We start from the raw sequence: 24,402 nt of genomic DNA, 5'->3' as shown, positions 1-24,402 counted from the left end.
TTGTCTCTCAATAAGGTACAAAGATACTCCTAAATCGGGGCTTCTGCCGCCCATTAACTTGGCTTAAAGTGTATCCCATCAAGCCAAATTGATAATGATTAAGTGACTTAGGAGTCGATGATGAAACTGAATAAAATAATGATGATGGCAGCGGGAACGACGTTATTGTGTAGCAGTGCTCAAGCGGTAGAGATTGATTACTTCGCCGGTATGGGACTGGGTTATCAGTCGGACAGCATTGAAGGTAATCTCAACAAAGATACTGAAGACATGTCTTACCAAGCTCGCATCGGTATGCTTATTGAAAAGCAGCACCGTATCACAGGTACCTTTGCCTATATGGAAGACAAGTTTAACCAAGGTGGTGACAAATATAAGCAGGAGCAATATAGCTGGTTAGTCTCTTATGACTACATGATTCCTGTGCACCAAGACGTGAATTTGTTTGCGGGTGTGACAATGGGGGCCAATGACAACAAGGTGGCGGGCCGCGCGTCAACAGACTTTGTTTGGGGTGGCCAAGTGGGTATGCAATATCAGTGGAGCAAGCATTTCTCGTCTGATTTAGGTTATCGCTATTTAGCGCAGGACTACAACGAAAATGGCATTGAAATCGATAATAGCCAACAGGTTTACCTGACCTTAGATTACAAGTTTTAAAACACCGCCTAACCACGTTGTTTTTGCAGAGAGTACTGACGGCTAATTAGTACTTTCTGTTTTTTTCTAGCTCATTTAAGCGTTTAAGGTCGGTTAAGGCTTGTTGAATATGTTCAATAAACAGCTTGGCCGATGAGGTCATATGCTTACGACTGGCATACACTAAATAGACATCGGTTTCTTCCGTTTCTAGCTCTGGCAAAATGTTGACCAATTGGCCATTTTTAACGTCTTTGGACACGATACCATAGGGCAGTAACGCCACCCCAGCACCGGCTAGACAGAAACTGTAAAGCGAGCTGAAATCACTGGTGATCTTATACTTCACATCGGTTTTGGCAGTCGTAAATAGCCACTGAGGCTCGACAATTCCGGTTCCTAGTCGCGAGCCGAGTAATCGATGTTCTGCCAAGTCATCAATACTGTTTATTGGCGGGTTACGCTTTAAATAGGCTGGCGAGGCATACAGCTTTTGCGTAAAAGAGATTAACTTTTTGGCGATAAAGCTACTGTCGTCAAGCTGACCTACCTCTAAAGCAAAATCCAGCCCTAGCCGCGTGATATCCCGGTAGCCGCCCCCTAAGGTAAACACATCAAGCTGTACCTTGGGATAGACAAAGCTAAAATCAGCAATTTGATCCGCTAATAATTTATCTGCAAAAGGCAGCAGGCCAATACGCAGCTTTCCCTGTACTTCAGTGCGATTTTTTATCGCATGGGTAGCGTTATGTAACTGGTTAAGAATAGGCTCTACTTGTTCAAGAAACTGCTCACCACTTGGGGTTAACGACATCGCTCGAGTGGTACGAACAAACAGCGGCGTCCCCAATTGGCTTTCTAGCTCACCAATACGGCGACTGACTAAGGCGCGGCGGGTATCAAAAGACTCTGCAGCTTTAGAGAAGCTGCCCAGCTTTGCTACAGCAATGAAGAGTTCGAGATCATTTGTATTCATGCGATGCCTGTATGTGTAGTTCAAGCCACTGTTCAGTTACTAGTTGTACCCGAATTTGTCAGTAAAATCAGTGCGCGTACCAGCAAATTCATCATCTAGCTTGCAGATATAGCTATAGCATTGAGGCTAGGGAGTGAAATAACGCTGTTGATAGCGACGTGATGAGTAACCCTCAGTAGCCTAGCTGCAAATTCCTATAGTAAGATAAGCGTTTATTTTTTTCGCGATTAAAGAGATCACTATGAGCATAGAACGCCTAGAAACCGGCAAGCGTATGAGCCGCATTGTTAAACACAATGGCACCATCTATTTATGTGGCCAAGTGTGTGCTGACGCCGAGCAGGGCATTACCGAGCAAACCCAAACCATGCTAGACAAAGTCGATGCGCTGTTGCTGCAAGCGGGCAGTGATAGAGAGCATATGTTATCGGCAACCATTTACATAAAAGACATGCAGTATTTTGCTGAAATGAATGCGGTATGGGATGCGTGGGTACCAGAAGGTCATGCGCCAGCACGTGCTTGTGTTGAAGCCAAAATGGCACGCGATGCGCTATTGGTTGAGATTTCTGTGGTAGCAGCAGAAAAGTAACTCGCTCCTTCATGGTCAGCTATTACCTGCAGTAGTGAGCCAGTTTAAAGGTGGTTAGAACGGGACTTGGAGTTGGGAGTGTAGTCTAGCTAGATAAAATTTACTTCGCCCTAATTAATGCCAAGTGTGATTCGAAGATGGCTATAAAAGAGAAGATTTAACTATTTATTAGATTATTCAGCGTGGCCTAACATCTTAAGGCTGATGTTGTCCTTTTCTGAAAGGACAACATCATTTGATGGTTTAGTTGTTCACTATGATTGAGCTTCGTTTAAATTGATTGTTGTTTGAGGATAGAAGTTGTACCAGACCCCATAAAATATACCGGCTTTCACAGATTCAACACGTTCTAGTTGACCTAAATTTGACTGACCAAAAAAATCAATCTGCGTTACCTGCTCATTAAACGGATTGTACCAAACTCCAACGGATTCAAATTGCTCATCGTAGTGGATAACTAATTTTTTCCCGCCGACAACAGTGTTAACAAGGTTGCTGTTAGATTTCAGGAAGGCCATATTATAACAAGTGTATACGTCTCCCACGTTTAGGCCCCATACGTGTTCTTTTTTGTGTAACCTTTGGTCTGGGTCGATATTCTTGCAAGTGTTAAACAGAAATTCTTCATTGTTTCGTTGCTTCGTCACATGTAAGTAGAAAAGACCGTCCATAACAACTTCGTGTAAGAAGCCTAATGGGTTACGGAAAAATGATGGTCGAGATTCGACAAATACTTCACCTTCTGGATAGGCTGCACAAAACTTCTCGTAAGGCATTTTGAAGGTCGGAAACTCTTCCATTTTGGAATTCAAATTGCACTCACGCGCCATCCCCAATTGTTGGATAGGTTCGCCAGTATTCTTATCCTCCATAAGCAAATTGTTCTCTAGTTGCGTAGCGACATGTAGATCTAAGCGTTCACCATCTATATATGGGCGTACACCGACACAAACATTCGATAGCGAACAATAGGTCATTACAATATCTTCACCGCCAAGACCTTTATCTTTATTACCTGCAATATGTGGACGCCACATTTCGAAGTCAGCGTGAGCACGAGCGTGGCCATTATTTACCATTACCATGACTTCATTGTGCGGGCGGATTTTCTTTGCTCCAGCTGTGATATCAACAAAATGACCATCGTCCATTTTTTGAGGCATCATAAAGCGTGGGTTAATTAGCCCTGCATAGTAAAAAACAAAACCAATCGTTAAGATTATGCTTAGCATTGACCATGACATTACACCTGCTACGTGATTGGTTGCTATCGCAACTAGGCTAAAGAGTATAGCCGTCCATTTCAATGCGTTTCGCATGTACCAAGTTTTCATAAATGTTGAGCGTGGAAAGGCTCTGATATTAAGCAGTTGGCTAAAGTCAGATAGGTCCCAAAAAATTCGAACGTTAGCGGCCATCGCAGTAATGAGAGCGAACCAAAATATATAATTCATGTGTTGTTCCTTTTAAGTCAAAGTAAACTGCCATTCACTTTTACAGTGATTTGAAATTTGTCATATATCAGCTTGAAATGCTGATGTTTAATTAATGATGGTGTGGGTGATACGAGTCTTCTTTGAGCAGTATTTCACTCTTGATATATGAATCATCGTTTGATTTGGCAAAGGTACCGAGTTTAGCTAGCATCGGCTGACAGTAATTTTCATAATGATTGGCCAGTACTTGCTCTCCTTGAGACACAAAAACGCCTGCTTGACCCAGTCCGAGACCTTCGACAATGCCTATTTGCCTTTCAGAGGCAGAGGCATTGTCGGTTATAGCCTTTAAAGCACTATAAAAAATGTTGGTTTCATTGCCTTTTCCTGGCAGTTGCAAAGAAGCTGCTGCACAAAAAGAGATTGTTTGGGTGTTGTCTGATTCCAGTGAAAATTCATCATTGTGTCCATGGCCAGCACTGCTACTGGCTGAGAAAAGTAATGAGAATATGAGTGTGCTCATAGAAATAGTTTTTTTCATGTTCGTTGTCCTTCAAGATGGAGGCGTTGTGCTTGCCGAGTTAAGATAAATCTGTGTTATTTGGTTTCTTGGCGTGCCTTATTTTCAAAATATTCGTTACGTTTTTGCTGTAAGTCCCAATTGGCTCCCATCGATTTGCGTAACGTTTCTGGCAGCATATCTTCAGGGACAACGAGATCTCCCTCCACAGGCCACTCTAGAATCATTTCTGGCAACATGCCTTCTGGGTAATACTTTTTGGGGTCAATGTGCTGTTCGCGAATGAAGGCCTCTTGGATATCAGCCTGCTTTCTTGGTGGCTCAGGTATAACTAATTGTCCATTGGTGAAATCAAATTGTGGCGGTTTCGAGTTAGGGTATTTAGGCAAAATGCCTTCACGTACCCAAACCGAGTCTTTGGTCATGTTGACGACAATGCCGTCTGGCGCACCGAAGTGATAGGGGCCTTTCCAGTGCTCACGGACTTCAGCTACTGTTTCTTCAATTTGATAAGGGTCGTAGCTCATGTGCGTGGTCATGAACATGCGCGGCTGAATTTCATTTGCTAAATATCCTGCACCGTATGCTGGAGTATGGTGTGTATCTATTGTGTAGCGAGTTAAAAAGGGCGGAACGCCTTGCACTGCAGAGCCTATTTCCACCAATTCAGTTTGCAATTCAGTGATAAACAGATCACAGCCTTCTGCGTATTTGATATCTAATTCAGTTGGGCGACCATCCCCCGTCCAAGTGAAGCACATATCATTCCAATCTAAGCGATAAGCTGAAGACCCATCTTTACCGTGTGAGCGCTGCCAGTGGGTAATCGTTACCCCATTTTCGTTATAAATGACGCCGCCGTTATTTCGATAATCAAATTCATTTACCTGTAAATCGTGTCCCGACCCGACAGGGAATAAACTGAAGGAATCTTTATGCCATGCGACCATATTAGTCATGCCATCAACCATGGCTTGTGTGCCGAATTGAGGCTCTCTTCCACTTGGACCGTGTACAGTCAAAGGTTCATGCCAGCCACCGTTCCATGTACCAAACATCCAGAGATAAGGTAAACCGCCAAAATGGTCGACGTGTAAATGCGTCAAGAAGACATGCTTGATCTCGTTAAGCGCGACCCCTGCTGCGACATAGTTAGCTACAGAGCCCTCACCGATATCAAAAACAAAGTTATCGCCATTACCCAACTCGACATAAATCGAAGTATTCATTTGTCCTGGACGAATCATTGGTGAGGTTCCCATGAATGTGACTCGCATTTCTTCAGGATGAACCTCTTCAGTTCCGGGGTACCAATTAGATGCGGATTTGAGCCATGGCATTGGTGCTACACCTTCGTACATCAAGCCCTCGGTCCAACGCTCCCCTGAAATCCCACCGGATAAGACTGATTGAATAACCTCAGGTGATGAGGGGGCTTGTATTGGAACAGGGACTGAATTTGCTAATGCGCTACCTGAATATACGGGTAGCAGGGTTGCCAAAATTGTTTTTTTCAAGTTATTCATAAATTTTTTCCTATACACCGATTCTTTAAATCATTTAATAGCCTTAGCTATTTGGTGTGGGAATTATGTGACAACGAATAATTTAAAAACATAATGTGTTATAAATGTGATACATTTAAAATCTAAATGTATCGGCGGTATGGTGAAAGGAAATGCACAAAAAAATAGATTGGAATCTACTTTCTGTGTTTATGGAAGTGTATCGGTTAAATTCAATCACGAAGGCCGCTGAAGCGTTAGATACAACTCAGCCAGTTGTCAGTAACATTCTTAGAAGACTAACTGAGCAACTGGATGAGCCATTATTTACGAGAGAAGGTAGAGGGATTAGGCCTACAGCGGTAGCGGTTAAACTCGCGAGTGATATTCAGCCACTAATGTATGGAATAAGTAGTGCTTTAGACAACATAAAAACCTTTGATATCCACAAGCCACGCCTGTTTACTGTATTTGTGACAGAGCCGATTCTTTTGCTGCTGCAGCCACTCATTAGTAAAGATAAAACTCTCGGGGCATGCAACATACAATTTATTTTATCTCCCGCAGATCAAGACGAAATGCTAGAGCAAATTAGCCTGCAGAAAGTGGACTTAGCGATAACTGTTGGCAATGTTAGTCACCACTCTTTTAATGTCCAACCAATACACAAAGATAGAATGCTGCTTACCTGTTCAAGAGATCATGAAAGAGTTCAAGGAAAAATCAGTTTAGAGCAATATTACAAAGAAGTGCATGTGGGTATTAAAGCCCGTCGTTCAGGGTTGCACGAAATAGATCTTTTAGCTGAAGAGCGGCTTGAGGAGCGTAAAGTATGGGTGAAATGTGATTCTATTATTTCGGGGTTAGCCCTAGCTAGCAAAACAGACATCATTTGTTTAGCACCAGAATCTATCGCGCAAGAATACTGTGAGTTATTCAACTTGCAAATGCTCGAATTACCTTACAAAGCGCACCCTGTGGTGCACAACATGATCTGCCACAATCGTACAATGAAGAGTCTTGCTCACATATGGTTACGCGACAAACTTAAGCAACACCTAGCACTCAGTGGATATGTGGCAGCAGAATAAACTCGAGTCTTTTTACCCATACACTGGCTAACACCATAAAGCTTACTTCGATTGAACCTTTGTACGCAGTAATGAGCCAGGTTAAAGAGCGAGAAGTGGGCTATGAAACCCGCAATCGGGCAAGTTTACTCAGAGCCAACTCAGTCCCTAGCTATTGATAAGTCCAAAGCAATCTTGCTATGTTGTTGATTAATAATGACTGGCTAATGGTTTTAATGGTTTGTAGATGAAGCTTAAATAACTTAAAAGGACGTCAACAATGCTAGAGAATAACAACCCTATCCCTCAAGAAGCTTTCGATTGGTACGATGACTATGCACATGGGGGAATGGACCGGCGCACCTTTATGAAAAAACTGGGCACCTTAGTCGCGGCTGGATATTCAATGAGTGTGTTAACTTCTGCTTTATTGCCGAATTATGCTCTAGCTGAACAAGTTTCTTTTAACGATAGTGATATTGTTGCCAGCTACGAAGAATTTGACTCACCAAGTGGTCATGGCAAAGGTCGAGGGTACTTCGTCAAGCCCACTGAAGAAAAAGCCCACTATCCGGTTGTGTTGGTGGTTCATGAAAATAGGGGGCTAAATCCTTATGTGAAGGATGTAGCCAGGCGTTTAGCAAAATCCGGTTTTGTTGCTTTTGCACCTGATGCGCTATTTCCTGTCGGCGGCTACCCGGGCAACGATGATGAAGGCAGAGCCTTACAAAAAGGGCTGGATAGAAGCAAAATACAAAATGACTTTTTAGCCGCTGCAAACTTTCTTAAATCACATCCATTAAGCAATGGAAAACTCGGTGCCGTTGGCTTTTGCTTTGGCGGTTATATGGTTAACTATTTGGCGGCCGTAGATAGTCAGTTATTATCAGCTGGCGTGCCTTTTTACGGTACCCCGGCTGACAAAACGATTAGACAAAATATTAAGGCGCCACTGCTAATACAACTGGCAGAGCTAGATAAGCGGGTTAATAAGTCTTGGCCTGAATATGAGCAAGATTTAAAAGCAGCTGGGGTCGAGTACAACATGCATATGTATAAAGGTGCTAATCACGGCTTTCACAATGACTCAACGGCACGTTACGATGAAGAAAACGCTGATCTAGCATGGCAGCGGACGATTGCATTTTTTACCCAAAAGCTAGCCTAAACTAGGGGCCGCTGCTTAAAGATACCGAACTGGCCTTATGCAGGGATGCTGTTTGAATAGATCTAAGTAGGCTTAGCGGTTACGTCTGATGTGAACCCCTTTGTATCAGAGTTGAACGCCGAGCCCCATGGATGGCTTTGCGGCGGAGCAGGATTCCATACACTGGCTTACGCAGATAAGTGTTTTTCTCGATATTGTTTGGGAGTCAGTTGGACAACATTCTTAAACAGCTTAGTAAGACCACTTTGGTCGTTATAACCAAAATCTATGGCGGCTTTCTTTAAATTCCAGTTCTCACGTATAAGCTGACTTTTTAGCCGACGAAATTTGATTTGTTGTAGCGTTGCTGTAGCTGGCATTTGCAGTGTTTGTAAGGTTTTCAATAACTGCCTGTCACTACATCCTAAGGTAAAAGCAATATTATCTAGGTTGAGTTGATCGGGCGGTAGCATATTGGCTGCCGCCGTGATTTGCTGCGGTACCGGTAACGGTGTATTAAGTCCTACTCGATTAACAAGGTGGCCTTCTGATGCATGCTTCTTTACGGTGACGGCGAACGCGTTAGTGTCAAAATAGACGGTTTCAAACCTATCGGCGTATTTACCATAAAAGCGTTTATCGAAAGGGAGTTCGATATTGATATCTTGGTTTTTTAAGCTCATAAACGGCGACAAGATGCTTTTAATGGTGGTGTGCAGCATAAGGTCACCAAATTTCAATATTGCATGATTAGTGAAGCGTGGTGAAATGAGTTTGACTTCAGTATCGGTTTCTAGCAGTTGCAGCTTGGTTGAGCTCAATTTACTTGAATAGATCTTGGCAAAGCTCACCAACATTTCAGCAGGGGTTTTAGCCTGCACTCCTAAAATTTTGGCCATGCTGCCTTCATTACCGTGAATATAAGGCTCTAAACTGTTGTAAAACAGCTTGTCATCACTGTGTTTCTCCACTGTATCTAGGGCGGAAAAAATTGCTTGGCCGCTAATGAGGTCAGTGGGATCTAGAGTTTTAAAATGCTCAAATTTTGCCGGCATAGCAAAACGCGTATCATCACAATACCTTAACAATTTCTGCGTCGATGCCGCAGGTCTAACACTATACTTAATCATAGGTATTCACCCTTACGCTAATTCAGACCGAGCCCTCCCAGACTGCATTTATGCATATTGAACTCCTTGTGTGGTCATTACCTCTTTATAGGAGGAAGTACCTAGCATTGACGATTATTGTAGCGAGATATTCTTTGGCTTACCGTGTTTGAGTAAGCAAAAAGTTAAATATGTGTGCTTGGCATGTGACATCAATCACATTAGGTATTGGGGGGACAATTTTTCAAATTGAAGCAATTTTCAGTGTCATTAACCTGTTAATAGAAGGTTTAGTCAGTAAGCCTATTATAAGAAGTAAAGGTGATGAACATGAGAAAATTAAGTGTAGTGTGCTTAGCATTGTTACCGATAATGTTTGGCTGTAACAGCGATGATGACACCCCGCCAGTAGAAGTTCCGACCAACCAAGCGCCCATTGCGATGCCAGATGTTGCCACGGTGACACAAGGCAGTACCGTTGTGATTGACGTACTAGCCAATGATAGCGACCCCGATGGTGATGAGTTAACCGTAGTTTCCGCCAGTGATTTAGAGATAGACAGTAATCATGTGGTGTACTATTCAGCCGATGATGACAAGGTGGGTGAGCAAACATTTAGCTATACCATCTCTGATGGCGATTTAGAGGCAAGCTCAACTATTACTATTACCGTTGAAGCCAAAGAAGTGCCGCCTGAAGCAGAGGCGACATTTGTTACCGCGCAAACGTGCAAGACTTGCCATTCAAGTCAATACAATGAGTGGAAAGACACTACTCACGCGGATGATTACCGCACGCTGTATACCGGCGATCCTGATAAAACCATTGAAGCAATTATTCCTGAGTTAGATTGGGGAACCGAGGCTAACCCGATAACACATCAAATTAAATATAAAGCCAATAATAGTATTACCACCTACAAAGGTGATGACGGCAAGTACTATGTGATTTTGCTGGATAAAGTAAACCCTGATAATAGCCAACGTTATCGCATTGACGGTATTTCATCGACGACCTCAAAGCAATTTATCAGTTATGACTACGAGCAAAAGTCTGCCGATCCACAAGATGCCATTGGCCTTACCATGCCATTTGCTTGGGTGAGCTACGAAGGCAGAAGCTATTTTAGCGGCTTTTACACCAGCTCAGTATTTTGGAACGCTGACGGTAGCCTTAAAAAGATGGATGATGTTCATAGCAATGGCGCGATTGTCGCCGACGAGTTACATAAAATGAGCTGGGAAAACCAGTGCATGACTTGTCACACGACTGGCTCAAAAGTGATGGGCTGGGAAGAGAACGACTACTACGGCATGTTGGTTAGCAAAGGCAATATGCACAGTGGTGAAGTAGAAGATGGTATCTCCTGTGAGAAATGCCACAATGCCGGTTCTATCCATGCTACTTCGATGAATGGCGATGATATTACTAATCCAGCTAAGCTGACCTTTGAGCAAAAGAATGACAGCTGCGTGCAGTGCCACCAAATGTCGAAACATCATGACTTAACACAATACTCGCAGTTATATCAATTTGTATTGGATGATGCAGGCAACCCAACGACTGAGCTTGGTAAGACATTTAAGGTGGGTGACAAAGTGCTCGATTTCACTACCTTTGATACCCAAGGTGTATGGTTAGGTACCGATCGGATTAAAGGCCAGAAAAACTCAGTGGTTGAGTACAATGGCTCAAAACATGCTGACATGCAGGTGGCGTGTAGTGATTGTCACAACCCACACAGCATGGAAATCAATGCCCCTGCTGACAACCCAGATAAGCTTTGTCAAAACTGTCATGACAAAGGTGCTGACCACAAAATGCCGATCCATGACATGGTGGGTGCAACGTGTATGGATTGTCACTCAACAGCGATTAGCTCCGTCGCCTTTATGTGGGACAACAGCAACCATGATTTCTCCGTGATAACACCAACGGAATCACTCGCTAACTATGATGCACTAGTGCCATATAGCCGCAATGAAGGTAGCGATCCACAGCAACAAGCGTACTTTAATATGGCTGTGAGCTGGGGACCTGCGTGTCATGCCGATGGCCCATTTGTACCAAGTGCATTTGTATGTACCTCTGCCGCGGTACTCCCAAATGCTTGTGCATCTTGTCATACATCAGAGATGCCAACTATCGGCGTATTTGATGATGTTGAACGCGCTAAATTGCTTAAAGGCGAAGAGCGCTATCAACGATTCTTAGACGCGTCTAAGTAGTTTAGTCTTACTCCCTCCTAAACCCTGCCAAAGCCACTACATAGTAGTGGCTTTTTTTACTTTTAAAGGGGGATTTGGTTGTCATCTACGCGATAAGTATCGGGGAGTTTTTGCTTCCAGCGGGGTGATGTGTTTGAAGGTAGTTCCCTTCATTGGTAATTATTCCCTGCAGCAGACTGATGTGCAGATGCTTTTTCGGCTCGCCCATTTGTTTCCAAAAGAATCCATCCATGGCAGCTTAGCGAAAACATCTGATGTGAAGGAGTTCACAAATGCCGAGGGACATGGATCTTAAAGAGCGGCCATGCTGTCGATACCCTCAGCCGCATCTACACTGGGTGATTAACTTGATTCGATTAAACCTTTGTACGTTTAATAAAAATCCGGCTTAAAGAGAGAGAAGTGGTTTTCTAGATAGGAAGTGTCTTCTTAATAAATGAAGTTTACTCTGACCACTAAGTAGCACTCTCGTCCTACTTTTTCCACTTTTAAAGCAGCTGTTTATACCTTGTTTCTTCAGTTTTCACTATTTTGTTTGGTGTATTTATTCAATGAACAACTCTCTGTTGACGAGCTATTGATAAGTCCAGCGTAATCTTGCTATGTTATTGATTAATAATGACTGATTAACTAATACTTTTATCTTTCATCGGACAAAAAGCTGTTAAAAGTCTTTTCTATTGAGTAAAAGGTATTAGTATGTCGAAAAAGAAATGGAATAAAAGTACCGCAGTGAAATTGAGTTTGTTTATGGCGGGCTCGCTATTTGGTGCTGTTTGATATTTTTTCTTTGGAATAAGCAGTGTAGCCCATGGTTAAGAAACAGAGGCAAAGTGTGTTTCCCCGCTACTCATAGCTGCTTTCATTTTCCTAGCAAAGTTGCTAGATAGTTAGCAGATCACAACAGCTTTTAAAGGAAAACTTTTATCGAAAGGTGGTACATGGACGTATTCAAATACATATTCTGGATTCTGGCGAGCTATCTTTTTTTTGCATTTGCCCTAAGGCTAATGTGGCTAATGAAAGATCGCTATTTTCAATGGAGCTGGCTTGGTGAATGGTTGCTTGCACTGATTAGCTGTGCTGGCGTTTATGGTGTGGCTTACCATGTACCGTTAATCACTCAGCACTTTTGGTGGCTTGTATTGGCGCTAATTTTAGGTACCAGTATTCTGCGGTTGCGTAGTGAAAATTTAAAATCTCAATTAAAGCAACTAACCACCAAACAGCGACTGCTAGTTCGTTGTTTAATGGTACTGTTCACTGTACCGCTTGCAGCTGGAGTGTTAGCTAATGCGGCAAACATAAGCGGCATTTGGTCAACTAATTGATTGGCTAACCACTGGGAGTTTTTAAGGTGCGCCTGATATTGGTGCTCGTGAGTAAAGCGTAGACAAGGCAAATTAAATTGTGAATAAAGGATGATTCAAATGAGTAAAGAAATAACATGGAAGCAAGCGACTAGTTTTTGGTGGAGCTTTTTTTGGCGTGCGACGCTCTTTAGTGTCATAGGTGGTGTGCTTATTGGCTTTGTGCTTGGTTTAGTATTTGCGTTGACAGGAAGCGATGATAACCTTGAATTGATTAGCTCAATTGTGGGTTACGTAATAGCCATTCCTATTTCGATTTGCTGTATGTATTCAGTATTGCATAAATCATTTAATGGATACTCCCTTCGCTTTGTCAAAGACTCTAATGAACTCGGCCTTTGAAAGAAGGAGGTGCGAGTTCAGGGTGAACCTTATTCGCGCCTCATAACTTTTCAGTCATAAAACCTAGTTCATAGAGACAAGTACCTCAGTGCAAATGCTTTATCGGGATGCTACAAGCATCCCCAGTGCGTTCGACGGTGGAATTTGATGTGGAGAGTTTTACAAATGCCTCGATGGCAGGGATGGCACCAACGCCCTCAGCCGCAACTACACTGGGTGATTAACTTGCTTCGATAAAACCTTTGTGCGAAGTAATGAGCCGCTTTAGCAGCTTGCTATATGCGTATTCCATATTGCTATCTTTATACCGCTACTACTTATGATGAAACTTTCACAAATTTAAGAGTCATACGATCAGATTCCCCGATTTTTGTGTAAACCTCTTGGTCTTTTTCTTTCAGAGCAAGGCTTGGCGGTAATGTCCAAACGCCTTTCTCATAGTTCTTTGTGTCTTTAGGATTAGCGTTTATTTCTGAGCTAGCGACTAACTTAAACCCAAATGATTCAATGACACTGATAAGATCTGATTGTTTCCAACGCCCACGTTTCGAAGCCGCTTCACGATCGCTTCTAGCGCTTTCATCTTCTCTGTGTTGCACGATGGCCAAAACACCATTGTTTTTTAATATTTGCCAAGATTGCTTGAGGCCATTTTCCAGTCTTCCTTGATTTTGCCAGTTATGCATTGTACGTACGATAAACACAACATCTAATGACGCGGCCTCTACAGGTAAGCCTTCAACGGCTGGTAGCCAAGTACCAATCGCGTTACTGCCATATAAGTTTTGTTCATTTTTAATTTTCTCTGGATAGGCAAAAAGTTGTTTTGCCCAATCAGGCCACTTTCCGTAGTAAGCGGGATTGTGTTGTAACCCCACATACCTGCCTTTTTCTTTTAATAAAGGTGCAAGTATATGGGTATACCAACCGCGCCCAGGTGCGACTTCACCTACAGAAGATGTTTCATCAATTTCAAAAAAACGTAATACCTGCTCTGGGTTACGGAATTCATCTCGCTTGATTTCTTCCGCTGTGCGATAAGAGTTATTGTGAACAGCCTGCCAAATTGCATCTTTATCATCTGAGCCACCGACGGCATCATTTACAAATAATAGAAGTGCAATGCCTACAATAAGATTATATTTACCCATTTTCTATTTCCTTATATTTAAGCCTGAAATGTTGGATAAGCTTACCTGTGCATATAACAGCGTATTACCGCCAACTCCCTGTCACATCTAAACCACAAGTCAGCTGTAACCGCCGTTCGCGCTCGGTTTAATTTAATAATGATTAGCAACCTAGCAGAGGCTGTCAGCCGCTACAATCATCCTTTTGTTTGGTTAAAAACGAGATTTTGCTTACTTTCGTACAGGCGGCGATGAATAATTCGCTAATGCCGAGATGGGACGGGTTTGCCTTCAGCGGGTTGAAGTTATCAATGCCTGATTGATGTAGCAGGATTTCGCTTCCCGCGGGGGGATGTTATCAATGCTTGATTGACGTAGCAGGTTTTCGCCTCCAGCGGGGTGATGTGCAGATGCTATATCGGGACGCTTTACGCCATCCATGGCCGCTTAGCGAAAACATCCATGTTTTCGATACCCTCAGCCGCATCTACACTGGATGATTTGCTCTCTTCGATTGAACTCTTGTAGGTAGCAATGAGCCTATTTAAAGAGTGGGGAATGGGTTTTGAAAAAAGGTCGCGTTTTGACAATGAATTAAGTTGATTTTGACCCAATATTCTTGTCTGTCATCCACCCGATGAGTGATAGGGAATTTTCGCTTCCAGCGTGGTGTGTGCGAACTCACTTATGGCTCGCCGTGATGTCTGATGTGAAGGGATTCACAAATGCCGTGGTGGCAGGGATGCCAAGGAACGGCCTGTCACCGAGAGTCAACGCGCGTTCACACCGGATTAATTGTCTCTCCGTTTGTGCTTTTTTATGGTCAGAGCCGAACTAGATTGAAGGGGCTTGAAGCTGAAAGTTGAATTTAGCTTAAAAAGTTTACTCTGACCCAATATTCCTATTTGTCTCTTCGATTTGGCTTTTTGGGTATGACTTGGGTAATCAGAAGCAAAATCGTTATTGGACATAAACGGGTTAGTGCAAAGGGTCTAAAGATGGGTCATGGGATTAGGAAATGTATGGTAATCAAATAAAGTTTACCCTGCCCCACATACCGAAACTGATAAGACTGATTAAATTTGTTAGTTAGCGGCATAAATGCAAGTGCCGCTCTAAACGATATAGAACCGCTATTGTTACCACAGCTTACCGGACGATGGTTTTGGACGCGTTTCAAGCTTTGCACCGAACTCGCAGTTCATCTTGAATATCTTGTCGGCGCTTGAAGGCCGGTGTGTACTATAATTTTCAGTCGGTGGTTCCCCGTTACATAGATCATTCAAATTAATTGGGGCATTTTCATACCAATAATTTTTATTGGCATAGTTAGATATGTCAGTACGCATAATGTAATAAACTTTTGTTGCTTTACCATTTTCCTTCACAATACCAAGCCCTTTTACAAGAACTTGTTGACCTTTTCTTAGGTTAGGGTCATTGGTTAACTGTGTTTTCCATAAAAACTCCAGGCCCAATGGTTTTTCAATTTTAAGCTGCTCTTGTGGTATCGAGCTGTACCAGGGTTCTCTTTGAATAAACTGTGTAGGTGGACTAACTGAGAAACCATAGACATGAGATAGTTTAGTTGAGTCAAGGTCATTTCGATTAATGTAAATATCTACATTCTCGGTTTGTAGTTTCTTTTGAAAATACATATCTTGAACTAAGGTGTCTGGTGTTTTTATTGATGACTTTGGTACGTTGTAGTGCAGTTTTATTTGCTGATAAGTAGCAAATTCACCAATGTTAATGATGCCAGAATTTACATCGGCCATGATTGGAACCATTAGCGCTTTTTTGGGTGTAGAGTTGCAACCAGAAAGCAGAAAACAAATAAAAAATAAAAGGAAAATAGAATTCTTCATTTTTAACCCTTAGTAACCTTTGTGTGTACAAACACGTTTGTAAGTATATGATTGATAAACCCGATCATCAGAGCAAAATACATTAAGTGATACTGGTGCAGCGGTTTCGTAATAAACGATATGTGAGTCATTTATAGAATGGACTCTAATTTCTTGTACCAAATACATAACCCTATGTTTAGAATCATTGATTCCTTTGATAAACCCTACTCCAACAACTTTTACCGTCGGAGTATATAAGCCACTCTCCCTACTATGATCACCACGCCACTCAACCCCCTGATTCTTTAGCTCTAATCTAAGACGATCATAAACATCGTCTGTGGCTGCAAATTGCATCATGGAGATAAGGTTACCCATCTGAAATTGTTGTTGTTTTATATGGGGTCTTTCCCCAATAGAAAAACCTGCGACATGGTTATATCTGTGCTCAGGGTGAGTTTGGGATAGGTAAAAAATGGCTCGAGGATCTTCATAAATTTTTTTGAATCTCATTTTTGATACTAATTCAGAACCTTGCATATCAATTTCTGACTTCTCGTATACACGCTTTATTTCCTCTCCAATTTGCTCTAAAGAGTATGTGCGATCGACAAATGAATCATAAGTTTCTACGTATTCTCCTGCTAAAATACTGCTGGAAAAAGCAATGGTGCTTGACAAGATAATCACAAGTACAGACTTCATTAGGTTAACCTTATTAATGTTCTAAAATTCAAATGCTTACCTGTAAGATGTATAATAGTTAGTCCCCGCGAAAAATAACAGTCCCCAAAGTTGAATTTTTTCGTGGCAAAACTCATAAGCCAGTCATTATTTATCAAGTCATTTATTGTTCTGCGCAACTAAATCAGGACACCTTTTTTAAGGAACTTTGTTCATGCTCTACTGGCGACAGATCTGTAGTGGTCAACAAAAACTGGTGACCTTTCGTGACATGACCGCTCTTTGACATCCATGTCAGTGCGGCATTTGTGAATCCCTTCACATCAGATGTCACGGCAGAGCCTCCATGGATGGATTCACGGCGAGTCACAGTAGTATCTGCACATCCCTCGCCGAGTAGGCGAAACCTGCCACCATCCATCAGGGTATGGATAATTCAACCTCGTTGGAGGTGATAGCCTAATTCCAGCTCAATATGTGGGGACTGAGCAAACTTAATTAGTTATCCATGATAAGAAATACAGAGCCATCCATTTGGCTTAATGGTTCCCCACGTAATGACGTTGCAGGCAAAGATGGGGATATCCCCCCCCCTGTTTATTACTAGCCCACACGCTTTAAATGAGACTTTTGATGCATGGGGTTTGATAGTGGGAATTGTTAATATTTGCGCCACACAAGGGCGGATTTACAACAAATTTGAACTCATTTAGATCTGTTTTCTTGTTATTAGTTAATTATGGTGAGTCATCGCAAAAAAGTTTGTGTAGAAAATTAAAAATGGAATTTTAAGGGCTAAGTCATGGATGCACTACCGAGTGAGAGAAACAAGGCGATACATATAGTTGAAAAACAGATGCCTGTAGATCAACTTATCATGATTATGTATAACTTTCCTTCCGACAATACCTATAAACATTTTAAAATGGTTAATTCTCATATTAAGGATGGCATAGTGCAAGTGGGACAAGTTGTATTGCTGTCTCCTGAAGGTGCCAATGAATGTACTGTTGAGGAGGCTGAGTTCTTAGCAATTGCGGAAGCAGTAGATTTAACTCTATTAAAACTGAGTAACTCAGAAAAGCAGTTGTTAGTGAAACGATACGAGTTTCTATCCAACGTTGCTAGTTACAATGGTTTATTATTAGGGGTTAGTAATACGGTATGGAATGCGCACACTAGCCAAGTTAAGTCGATACTTAAAGACATAGAGCGTACCTACGTCAAAAGTTACAAATCGAATGGGAACCTGAATAACAGAGGCTTCTTTATTCAACGTAAAATTCAATTTGCAAGGTTGGATGCGGCCCTAAGTCGTCTTGCACAGCCTAAGTTAGGTAGAAATCTTATTGCTGGTGATATCCGTAGAAATTTAGGGTTAAGCAGTAAAAGTATCATTCATCAGTGGAATAAAGCGCCAAGTAACGCAACAAGTATACCCAATTTTCATAAAAATTATGCTGCAGTCGCAGATATGTCACGTAATTTAAAGCGTGTTGGCTACCTTGGTATTGCATTAACAGGTGTTGATGCTGTTGCCAATATCAAAAAAGCTTGCTCTGTTGGTAATGAAGCTCAGTGTAGTAAGTCAAAGTACACTCAAACAGGGAAGGCCACTGGTAGCATTGTTGGCGGGTTTCTCACTGGGGGCGCAGCGAGTTGGGCTACATGCACACTAGTGTTTGGTTTACCATCTGGTGGAACTAGTGCTTTTTGGTGTGCTGTTGTTGCAGGGGCTGGGGGAGGCTATTTGGGCGGAAAATATGGTGGAAAAATTGGCGAATCTAAAGGGGAAGTTTTGTATGAAGCTCATGGAATCAAGTAATGTCACCAATTGAACCGTCGTATATATCACTGGTTTCAGCATATCTGTTTTTTGGTGGCTGCTTACTAGGATTTATTTGGATTATAGGTTTATTTTATTTTCAGTATAGATTGTTGCCTTTAGTAGAGGATGTTCTTGATGACGGAGTTCGTTTTTATACGCTGAACATATTTTTCTCATGTTTGGGAGTACTGCAATACGCAACTATTTTTTTGTCTTCATTTCATGCTAAACGCTATGGAATGCTAGAAAAAAGGAAAAATATCTCTAACCGTATACAGAAACTGTTTATCGTTTACTTTCTATGTTTCGTATTTATTTTAGCTGCACTGGCTACAAGTATTGTTATTCATGGGTGATTAATAATGACTGGCTAATGACTTTACTAAAAAAACACCCGAAGGTGGCTTTAACTCAATACTATGGATATGTGAGGTCAGATCAAACTAAATTTATGCCTTGCACTGTTCCAATCATAAGGCCTAGTTCGAAGAGACAAATAACTCAGTGCAGATGCGGCTGAGGGCGTTGGTGGCATGGCCGCTCTTTGACATCCATGTCACCGCGGCATTTGTGAATCCTTTCACATCAGATGCCACCGTTGAGCGCACATGGAAGTGCTTGCAGCGACCCGAAATAGCATCTGCATATCCCTCGCCGGGCAGGCGAAAACCTGCCACCATCCATGAAGCCATGGATAACCCACTTTGCTCTTAATAACTCAAAAGTGAAGAATGCAGCTTAATCGAAGAGATAAATATCCCAGTGTAGATGCGGCTGAGGGTATCGAAAACATGGATGTTTTCGTTAAGCGGCCATGGATGGCGCAAAGCGTCCCGAAATAGCATCTGCACATAAAGCCTGCTGCAGGCAATGGATATCAATTAAGGCGTTAGCCTTCGACACAGGTCCCCACCAGACGTGAAACCGTAACCATCCATCACCCCTTGGATAACCCAACTCTCTATCATCTCAACCACGGCTCCTGTTATACTGCTCGCTGAATTTTTTGGAGGCAGGAATGGACGTATCTTCTTTACTCGACGGCTTAAACGATAAACAGCGCGAAGCCGTTGGCGCACCTCAATCTAGCATGTTGGTACTAGCTGGCGCAGGCAGTGGTAAAACCCGAGTACTAACCCACCGTATAGCGTGGTTAATGCAGGTTGAACAGCAAAGTCCATACTCTATTTTAGCGGTGACCTTTACCAATAAAGCTGCGGCAGAAATGCGTGAGCGGGTAGAGAAGGTCAGTGGCAGCAATATGGGGCGTATGTGGATAGGCACGTTCCACGGCTTAGCCCATCGTTTATTGCGCACCCATTACCAAGATGCCAACCTGCCACAGAGTTTCCAAATTCTAGATTCAGACGATCAATTACGTCTGATCAAGCGCATTCTAAAAAGCCTTAATTTGGATGAAAAGCAATATCCGCCACGTCAGGCTCAAGGCTATATCAATGGTAAGAAAGACCAAGGTTTACGTCCCAAGCATATTGATGCTGGCGGCTTTCCCATTGAGCAAAACCTATTGCAAATTTATACGGTATATCAAGAGTCGTGCGATCGAGCCGGTCTTGTCGACTTTGCCGAAATTTTGCTGCGTGCCCATGAGCTGTGGCTCAATAAACCCCATGTATTGCAGCATTATCAAGACCGATTTAAGAATATTTTGGTGGACGAGTTTCAAGACACCAATGCGATTCAGTATGCCTGGATTCGTGTGCTGGCTGGTAATAGCGCCAATGTGATGATTGTCGGTGATGACGATCAGTCTATTTACGGGTGGCGCGGCGCGCAGGTAGAGAATCTGCACAAGTTTTTAGATGATTTCCCCCATGCTGAAACTATTCGATTAGAGCAAAACTATCGCTCTAGTGGCAACATCCTTAATGCGTCTAATGAATTGATTGCTAACAACCCTGACCGTATGGGTAAAAAGCTGTGGACCGAAGACAAAGACGGTGAACAGATTGGGCTGTATTGCGCTTTTAACGAGATGGATGAAGCGCGCTTTATTGTCGGCCGTATTACCGACTGGCAGGACATGGGCGGCGATTTGAGTGATTGCGCCATCTTGTACCGCTCAAACGCCCAGTCCCGTGTGTTGGAAGAAGCCTTGCTGCACAAAGGGTTGGCCTATCGTATTTATGGCGGTTTACGATTCTTCGAACGCCAAGAGATTAAAGATGCCATGGGTTACATGCGTCTTATCAGCAATAAAAACGATGATGCCGCCTTTGAGCGGGTGGTCAATACGCCAGCCCGTGGTATCGGCGGCCGTACCTTAGATATATTACGCTCTACCGCGCGCCAGCAAGAGCTGACATTGTGGCAAACCTGCCTGCGTGCACTGGATGAAAAACTGCTCAGTGGTCGTGCTGCTAATGCTATCCGTGGCTTTATGGACTTGATTGTGACCATGCAGCAAGAAACCGAAGATCAGTCACTGCACCGCATGACAGATCATGTGATTCAAACTTCTGGCTTAAAGGCGATGTATGAAGCCGAAAAAGGCGAGAAAGCCCGCGCCCGAGTGGAAAACTTGGACGAACTAGTGACCGCAGCGCGTACCTTTGTGATGCCGGAAGGTTTAGAGGATATGGGCGAGCTTAATGCGTTTCTATCCCATGCCGCATTAGAGGCGGGTGAAGGCCAGGCCGATGCCTTTACCGATGCCGTGCAACTGATGACCCTGCACTCAGCGAAAGGGCTAGAATTTCCTATGGTGTTTATGGCGGGCGTCGAAGAGGGGATTTTCCCAAGCCAAATGGCGATGGATGAAGGTGACCGTCTCGATGAAGAGCGGCGTTTGTGTTACGTGGGCATGACCCGTGCGATGAAGCAGCTGTACATCACTTATGCTGAGTCGCGCCGCATTTATGGCCGTGAAAACTTTGCAAGACCATCGCGATTTATCAATGAGATCCCCAGTGACTACGTGCAAGAAATTCGCATGAAAGCGAGCGTATCGGCACCATCGCAGTCACAGCGCTTTGGTCAAAGCCAAGGGCCTGCCAATGACACCGGCTTTAGTTTGGGGCAGCAAGTAATGCACCCTAAATTTGGTGAAGGCAAGGTGACTAACTTTGAGGGCAGTGGCGCCCAAGCGCGAGTGCAAGTGGACTTTTTAGATGTCGGTAGCAAATGGCTGGTGGTGGCATATGCCCGACTGGCAGCGTGTTAATTGGCTGATGCCTGGCATTGGTGCGTTAAAGCAGTTGAATGTCCGCCAAGGTCAGTCATAATGCCTGCTGACAACAAAAATAATAAAGGCCGCAGCAGTATTAGGAGTGCCTAAATTGAATCTTAAAGCTAAGTTAGATATCTACTTGCGTTTAGCGCGCATGGACCGACCGATCGGCACCTTATTGCTAATGTGGCCATGTTTAATGGCATTGGTATTAGCCGCCGGTGGGATGCCTGATATCAAGGTATTGGTCATCTTCATTATTGGTGTGGTAGTGATGCGTGCGTGTGGCTGCATCATTAATGATTACGCTGATAGAAACCTCGATGCCCATGTTGAGCGCACTAAATCAAGGCCGCTGGCAAGCGGCGAAGTGTCGGTCAAAGAGGCGTTAACCCTATTTGTGGTACTGGCGTTATTTGCCTTTGGCTTAGTGCTAATGCTTAACCCGCTGGTGGTTAAGCTGTCGGTAGTCGGCATTATCCTTACCATTATTTATCCATTTACTAAGCGCTTTACCAATATGCCGCAAATGTTTTTAGGCATAGTATGGAGCTGGTCTATCCCTATGGCCTATGCTGCGCAAACCGGTGAAGTGCCTGCTGAAGCTTGGTGGTTGTTTATGGCTAACTGGTGCTGGACAGTTGCATACGACACTATGTATGCCATGGTGGATAGGGATGATGATCTCAAGGTTGGCATTAAATCGACCGCGATTTTATTTGGCCAATATGACCGTCATATTATCGGGCTGTTTCAATTAGCTGCGCTGGGGTGTTTCATTACTGCAGGCTGGGCGGCTGACCGCGGCTTAATGTATGGTTTAGGTATTGCCACCTTTATCGGCTTTAGCCTGTACCAGCAACGACTTATCAATGGCCGTGAACGCGCGCCGTGCTTTAAAGCGTTTTTAAATAATAACTGGGCAGGGTTTGCCCTGTTTGTGGCCTTAGGTGTCGATTACCTTGTGTAATTGACAGTATCTAACAAAAACGCCTCTTATGAGGCGTTTTTTGTATGTACAGTTTATTGGCAACGCATTACTGCTTATGCACCCACTTGAGCGCTTCACGCACGCCCGCATATAAACGCTTGAGCATCTTGTTAAAGATGGCGCGAATCGTGTGGTAAGTCAGATCGGCAACTAGGGTAACCGCAGAGCCCGCAAATGCCAGCATATGGCCTAATAGGCCTTTAACTTGATCAGCGGCTTTGGTCGCGGTTTTGGCAATGGTTTCTAAGGTGCGGGCAACTAAATCATAAAAAGTTGCACCGGCACTAATGGTGGCTTGCACCGCTACTGCTGCGTAATAGCGCGTTTCACGCAGCAAAGTTATCAATGCGGCACTGAGGCGTTCACTCCAATAATCACTAAAGCTCGCTTGATTGCGGTCTTCATATTTTAAGCGCACCGGCTGTAAGTATTCATTGGATTTACGTTGCAAGCTAGACCAGTCTTCACAGTTTGCGCTTACAAGGTAACCTGGGTTACCACCTTCTAATGGGCTCATGCCATGTGCCTCCATACTCAACCCTTGCGAACGATCAAGACGATATTCAAAGCCTTTGTAGGGTGAGTGGAAAAATGGCCACAGTGGCACTTTGGGTACTAGGTCAGCACCATGAGTACAACGGTAGTTGTTTGGCACTTTAGTGGTGTTTTTTAATGCGAAACCGAGCTGACCAACCCGCGGGGCACCAAAAGTGTATAGATTGACATTCTTTGTGTAGCGGCTCGATATCCAATCGGCTGTGAGCGTTGCTAATGCGCCACCTAAGCTATGGCCCACGCAATGCACTGCTTTGCCTGGATGATTGGTGCACCATTGGTTTAAGAACTGCTGAAACTGTGGTTTAAGTGATGAAAAAGCCCTTTGGAATCCGGCATGTACCGGTTGGTTATTATCGGCAGTATGGAGAGCAAGCTGCAAGTTGGTCCCCCAATCTGCAAGTGAAGGTAAATAAGTCCCCCTAATGGCTACAATGGCATCGCCACTATATTGTCCTTTCCCTGTACCCATTGCCGCAAAGCCAGTCTTTTTGTTAATAAAATAACCGCCAGTTTGACCGATGCCTTTTCGATTAAATTCGAAGTGCTTTTGAATATAGCTGGTGCCAAAACCCTCTTCATGGCCAAAGCTAGTTTTCGGTTTGACAAACTCGTAAACACTTTCTGCAAGTTCTGAGGCGAGCTTGGGGGATAATATTGACATAAAACGTTCCTTGTTTTGCTTATATTGAATTTTACCATTCACCATATTTTTCGCGCTTTTCTACTTCAATGGCCTCTAACTCAGGCCAGCGACAGATACTTTTAACTTCGTAGCGAATTGCACCTTCGTACTTTTCGTTAATTATTTGATGTGGGACTTCCTCATCATTTAAATCACAGTTCAATGCAGCTAAGCGTTCAACAAAATGTGAAATGTGGTTGACTCCTTTTGATTTTGCCCACCATAGATAGGTATCTTTGTATTCTGGATACCTTGTATCTTGAATGTCGATAAGTTGGGCTATGATGGTTCTGCCGAATGGAATATTTGGAAGTTTGGACTGAATGATAAGCTCTGGAAATTGGAAGTTGCCCTGTTCATCGGTGTAGGCTTCATCCCATACTGGTTGTTCTTCTTCTGTTCCTAGATATAAATAACCACGACGTAGCTTGAAATTGCTAATAGGCTCTCCATTATTCAAGACTCGACCAGAGACTGATGGAAATACCGCTACATCAACGGCTTTTTCAAATAGGCCAAACATGGCACTCTCCGTGTATTTTGTGATGAGTAAT

Annotated in this window: 22 protein-coding genes; 11 read left to right on the top strand and 11 right to left on the bottom strand. The window is 43.3% G+C overall.

The window, feature by feature from the left end; genetic code table 11:
* Nucleotides 1-117 precede the first annotated feature (117 nt).
* On the top strand, nucleotides 118-660 hold the full coding sequence (locus FLM48_RS19915; RefSeq protein WP_256870986.1) for an outer membrane beta-barrel protein: 543 nt from the start codon (nucleotides 118-120) through the stop codon (nucleotides 658-660).
* A 46-nt stretch (nucleotides 661-706) separates the two neighbouring features.
* Here FLM48_RS19915 and FLM48_RS19910 read toward each other — a convergent pair whose 3' ends face one another.
* Nucleotides 707-1,615 (bottom strand): LysR family transcriptional regulator, encoded by a 909-nt coding sequence (locus FLM48_RS19910; protein ID WP_179025877.1) that lies wholly within the window; start codon nucleotides 1,613-1,615, stop codon nucleotides 707-709.
* A 241-nt stretch (nucleotides 1,616-1,856) separates the two neighbouring features.
* Here FLM48_RS19910 and FLM48_RS19905 point away from each other — a divergent pair, with 241 nt between their 5' ends.
* Nucleotides 1,857-2,207 (top strand): RidA family protein, encoded by a 351-nt coding sequence (locus FLM48_RS19905; protein ID WP_028773362.1) that lies wholly within the window; start codon nucleotides 1,857-1,859, stop codon nucleotides 2,205-2,207.
* A gap of 254 nt (nucleotides 2,208-2,461) precedes the next feature.
* On the opposite strand, the gene FLM48_RS19900 is transcribed toward FLM48_RS19905, so the two are convergent.
* From FLM48_RS19900 to gntH, 3 genes are all read right to left on the bottom strand, one after another.
* Nucleotides 2,462-3,661 (bottom strand): DUF3179 domain-containing (seleno)protein, encoded by a 1,200-nt coding sequence (locus FLM48_RS19900; RefSeq protein ID WP_179025876.1) that lies wholly within the window; start codon nucleotides 3,659-3,661, stop codon nucleotides 2,462-2,464.
* A 91-nt stretch (nucleotides 3,662-3,752) separates the two neighbouring features.
* A complete protein-coding gene (locus tag FLM48_RS19895; RefSeq protein ID WP_179025875.1) occupies nucleotides 3,753-4,184 on the bottom strand; it encodes a hypothetical protein in 432 nt (143 codons plus the stop codon).
* Between the two features lie 56 nt (nucleotides 4,185-4,240).
* Nucleotides 4,241-5,503 (bottom strand): guanitoxin biosynthesis MBL fold metallo-hydrolase GntH, encoded by a 1,263-nt coding sequence (gntH, locus tag FLM48_RS19890; protein ID WP_218645312.1) that lies wholly within the window; start codon nucleotides 5,501-5,503, stop codon nucleotides 4,241-4,243.
* A gap of 338 nt (nucleotides 5,504-5,841) precedes the next feature.
* Here gntH and FLM48_RS19885 point away from each other — a divergent pair, with 338 nt between their 5' ends.
* Nucleotides 5,842-6,759, top strand: coding sequence for a LysR family transcriptional regulator (locus FLM48_RS19885; protein ID WP_179025873.1), 918 nt, complete (start codon nucleotides 5,842-5,844; stop codon nucleotides 6,757-6,759).
* Between the two features lie 259 nt (nucleotides 6,760-7,018).
* On the top strand, nucleotides 7,019-7,906 hold the full coding sequence (locus FLM48_RS19880) for a dienelactone hydrolase family protein (protein ID WP_179025872.1): 888 nt from the start codon (nucleotides 7,019-7,021) through the stop codon (nucleotides 7,904-7,906).
* A gap of 167 nt (nucleotides 7,907-8,073) precedes the next feature.
* Here FLM48_RS19880 and FLM48_RS19875 read toward each other — a convergent pair whose 3' ends face one another.
* Nucleotides 8,074-9,015 carry an AraC family transcriptional regulator gene (locus tag FLM48_RS19875; RefSeq protein ID WP_179025871.1) on the bottom strand — a complete coding sequence of 314 codons (942 nt, stop codon included), beginning with the start codon at nucleotides 9,013-9,015 and terminating at the stop codon, nucleotides 8,074-8,076.
* A 309-nt stretch (nucleotides 9,016-9,324) separates the two neighbouring features.
* Between FLM48_RS19875 and FLM48_RS19870 the strand changes: the two genes are divergently transcribed.
* From FLM48_RS19870 to FLM48_RS19860, 3 genes are all read left to right on the top strand, one after another.
* A complete protein-coding gene (locus FLM48_RS19870) occupies nucleotides 9,325-11,223 on the top strand; it encodes an Ig-like domain-containing protein (protein WP_179025870.1) in 1,899 nt (632 codons plus the stop codon).
* A gap of 941 nt (nucleotides 11,224-12,164) precedes the next feature.
* Nucleotides 12,165-12,554 (top strand): hypothetical protein, encoded by a 390-nt coding sequence (locus FLM48_RS19865; RefSeq protein ID WP_179025869.1) that lies wholly within the window; start codon nucleotides 12,165-12,167, stop codon nucleotides 12,552-12,554.
* Nucleotides 12,555-12,653: 99 nt separating this feature from the next.
* A complete protein-coding gene (locus FLM48_RS19860) occupies nucleotides 12,654-12,935 on the top strand; it encodes a hypothetical protein (protein WP_179025868.1) in 282 nt (93 codons plus the stop codon).
* A gap of 317 nt (nucleotides 12,936-13,252) precedes the next feature.
* On the opposite strand, the gene FLM48_RS19855 is transcribed toward FLM48_RS19860, so the two are convergent.
* The 3 genes from FLM48_RS19855 to FLM48_RS19845 form a co-directional block, all read right to left on the bottom strand.
* Nucleotides 13,253-14,086 carry a class I SAM-dependent methyltransferase gene (locus tag FLM48_RS19855; RefSeq protein ID WP_179025867.1) on the bottom strand — a complete coding sequence of 278 codons (834 nt, stop codon included), beginning with the start codon at nucleotides 14,084-14,086 and terminating at the stop codon, nucleotides 13,253-13,255.
* A gap of 1,118 nt (nucleotides 14,087-15,204) precedes the next feature.
* Nucleotides 15,205-15,933 (bottom strand): hypothetical protein, encoded by a 729-nt coding sequence (locus FLM48_RS19850; protein WP_179025866.1) that lies wholly within the window; start codon nucleotides 15,931-15,933, stop codon nucleotides 15,205-15,207.
* A 9-nt stretch (nucleotides 15,934-15,942) separates the two neighbouring features.
* Nucleotides 15,943-16,620, bottom strand: coding sequence for a hypothetical protein (locus FLM48_RS19845; RefSeq protein ID WP_179025865.1), 678 nt, complete (start codon nucleotides 16,618-16,620; stop codon nucleotides 15,943-15,945).
* Between the two features lie 781 nt (nucleotides 16,621-17,401).
* On the opposite strand from FLM48_RS19845, the gene FLM48_RS19840 reads away from it, so the two are divergent.
* The gene (locus FLM48_RS19840; protein WP_179025864.1) at nucleotides 17,402-18,424 is read left to right on the top strand and encodes a hypothetical protein; all 1,023 of its coding nucleotides are present in this window, start codon (nucleotides 17,402-17,404) and stop codon (nucleotides 18,422-18,424) included.
* Entirely contained in the window at nucleotides 18,424-18,783 is a 360-nt protein-coding gene (locus FLM48_RS19835; RefSeq protein ID WP_179025863.1) for a hypothetical protein, read from the top strand. Before FLM48_RS19840 ends, FLM48_RS19835 begins: the two co-directional genes overlap by 1 nt.
* 123 nt (nucleotides 18,784-18,906) lie before the next feature.
* Here FLM48_RS19835 and FLM48_RS22630 read toward each other — a convergent pair whose 3' ends face one another.
* The gene (locus FLM48_RS22630) at nucleotides 18,907-19,119 is read right to left on the bottom strand and encodes a hypothetical protein (RefSeq protein WP_218645311.1); all 213 of its coding nucleotides are present in this window, start codon (nucleotides 19,117-19,119) and stop codon (nucleotides 18,907-18,909) included.
* A gap of 326 nt (nucleotides 19,120-19,445) precedes the next feature.
* On the opposite strand from FLM48_RS22630, the gene uvrD reads away from it, so the two are divergent.
* Together uvrD and ubiA are read left to right on the top strand one after the other, a co-directional pair.
* Complete coding sequence (uvrD, locus tag FLM48_RS19830) at nucleotides 19,446-21,611, top strand: DNA helicase II (RefSeq protein WP_179025862.1); 2,166 nt, start codon at nucleotides 19,446-19,448, stop codon at nucleotides 21,609-21,611.
* Between the two features lie 115 nt (nucleotides 21,612-21,726).
* Nucleotides 21,727-22,587, top strand: a complete 861-nt coding sequence (gene ubiA, locus FLM48_RS19825) for a 4-hydroxybenzoate octaprenyltransferase (protein ID WP_179025861.1) — start codon at nucleotides 21,727-21,729, stop codon at nucleotides 22,585-22,587.
* A gap of 67 nt (nucleotides 22,588-22,654) precedes the next feature.
* Here the strand turns inward: ubiA and FLM48_RS19820 are convergent, their stop codons facing one another.
* The gene (locus FLM48_RS19820; protein WP_179025860.1) at nucleotides 22,655-23,827 is read right to left on the bottom strand and encodes a lipase family protein; all 1,173 of its coding nucleotides are present in this window, start codon (nucleotides 23,825-23,827) and stop codon (nucleotides 22,655-22,657) included.
* Between the two features lie 31 nt (nucleotides 23,828-23,858).
* A complete protein-coding gene (locus FLM48_RS19815; RefSeq protein WP_179025859.1) occupies nucleotides 23,859-24,371 on the bottom strand; it encodes a DUF6795 domain-containing protein in 513 nt (170 codons plus the stop codon).
* Nucleotides 24,372-24,402 lie beyond the last annotated feature (31 nt).

This window comes from Shewanella sp. Scap07, assembly GCF_013394145.1.
GTDB lineage: Bacteria > Pseudomonadota > Gammaproteobacteria > Enterobacterales > Shewanellaceae > Shewanella > Shewanella waksmanii.
Note: the sequence above shows the minus strand (reverse complement) of the source record. Positions and strands in the feature narration are given on the sequence as shown.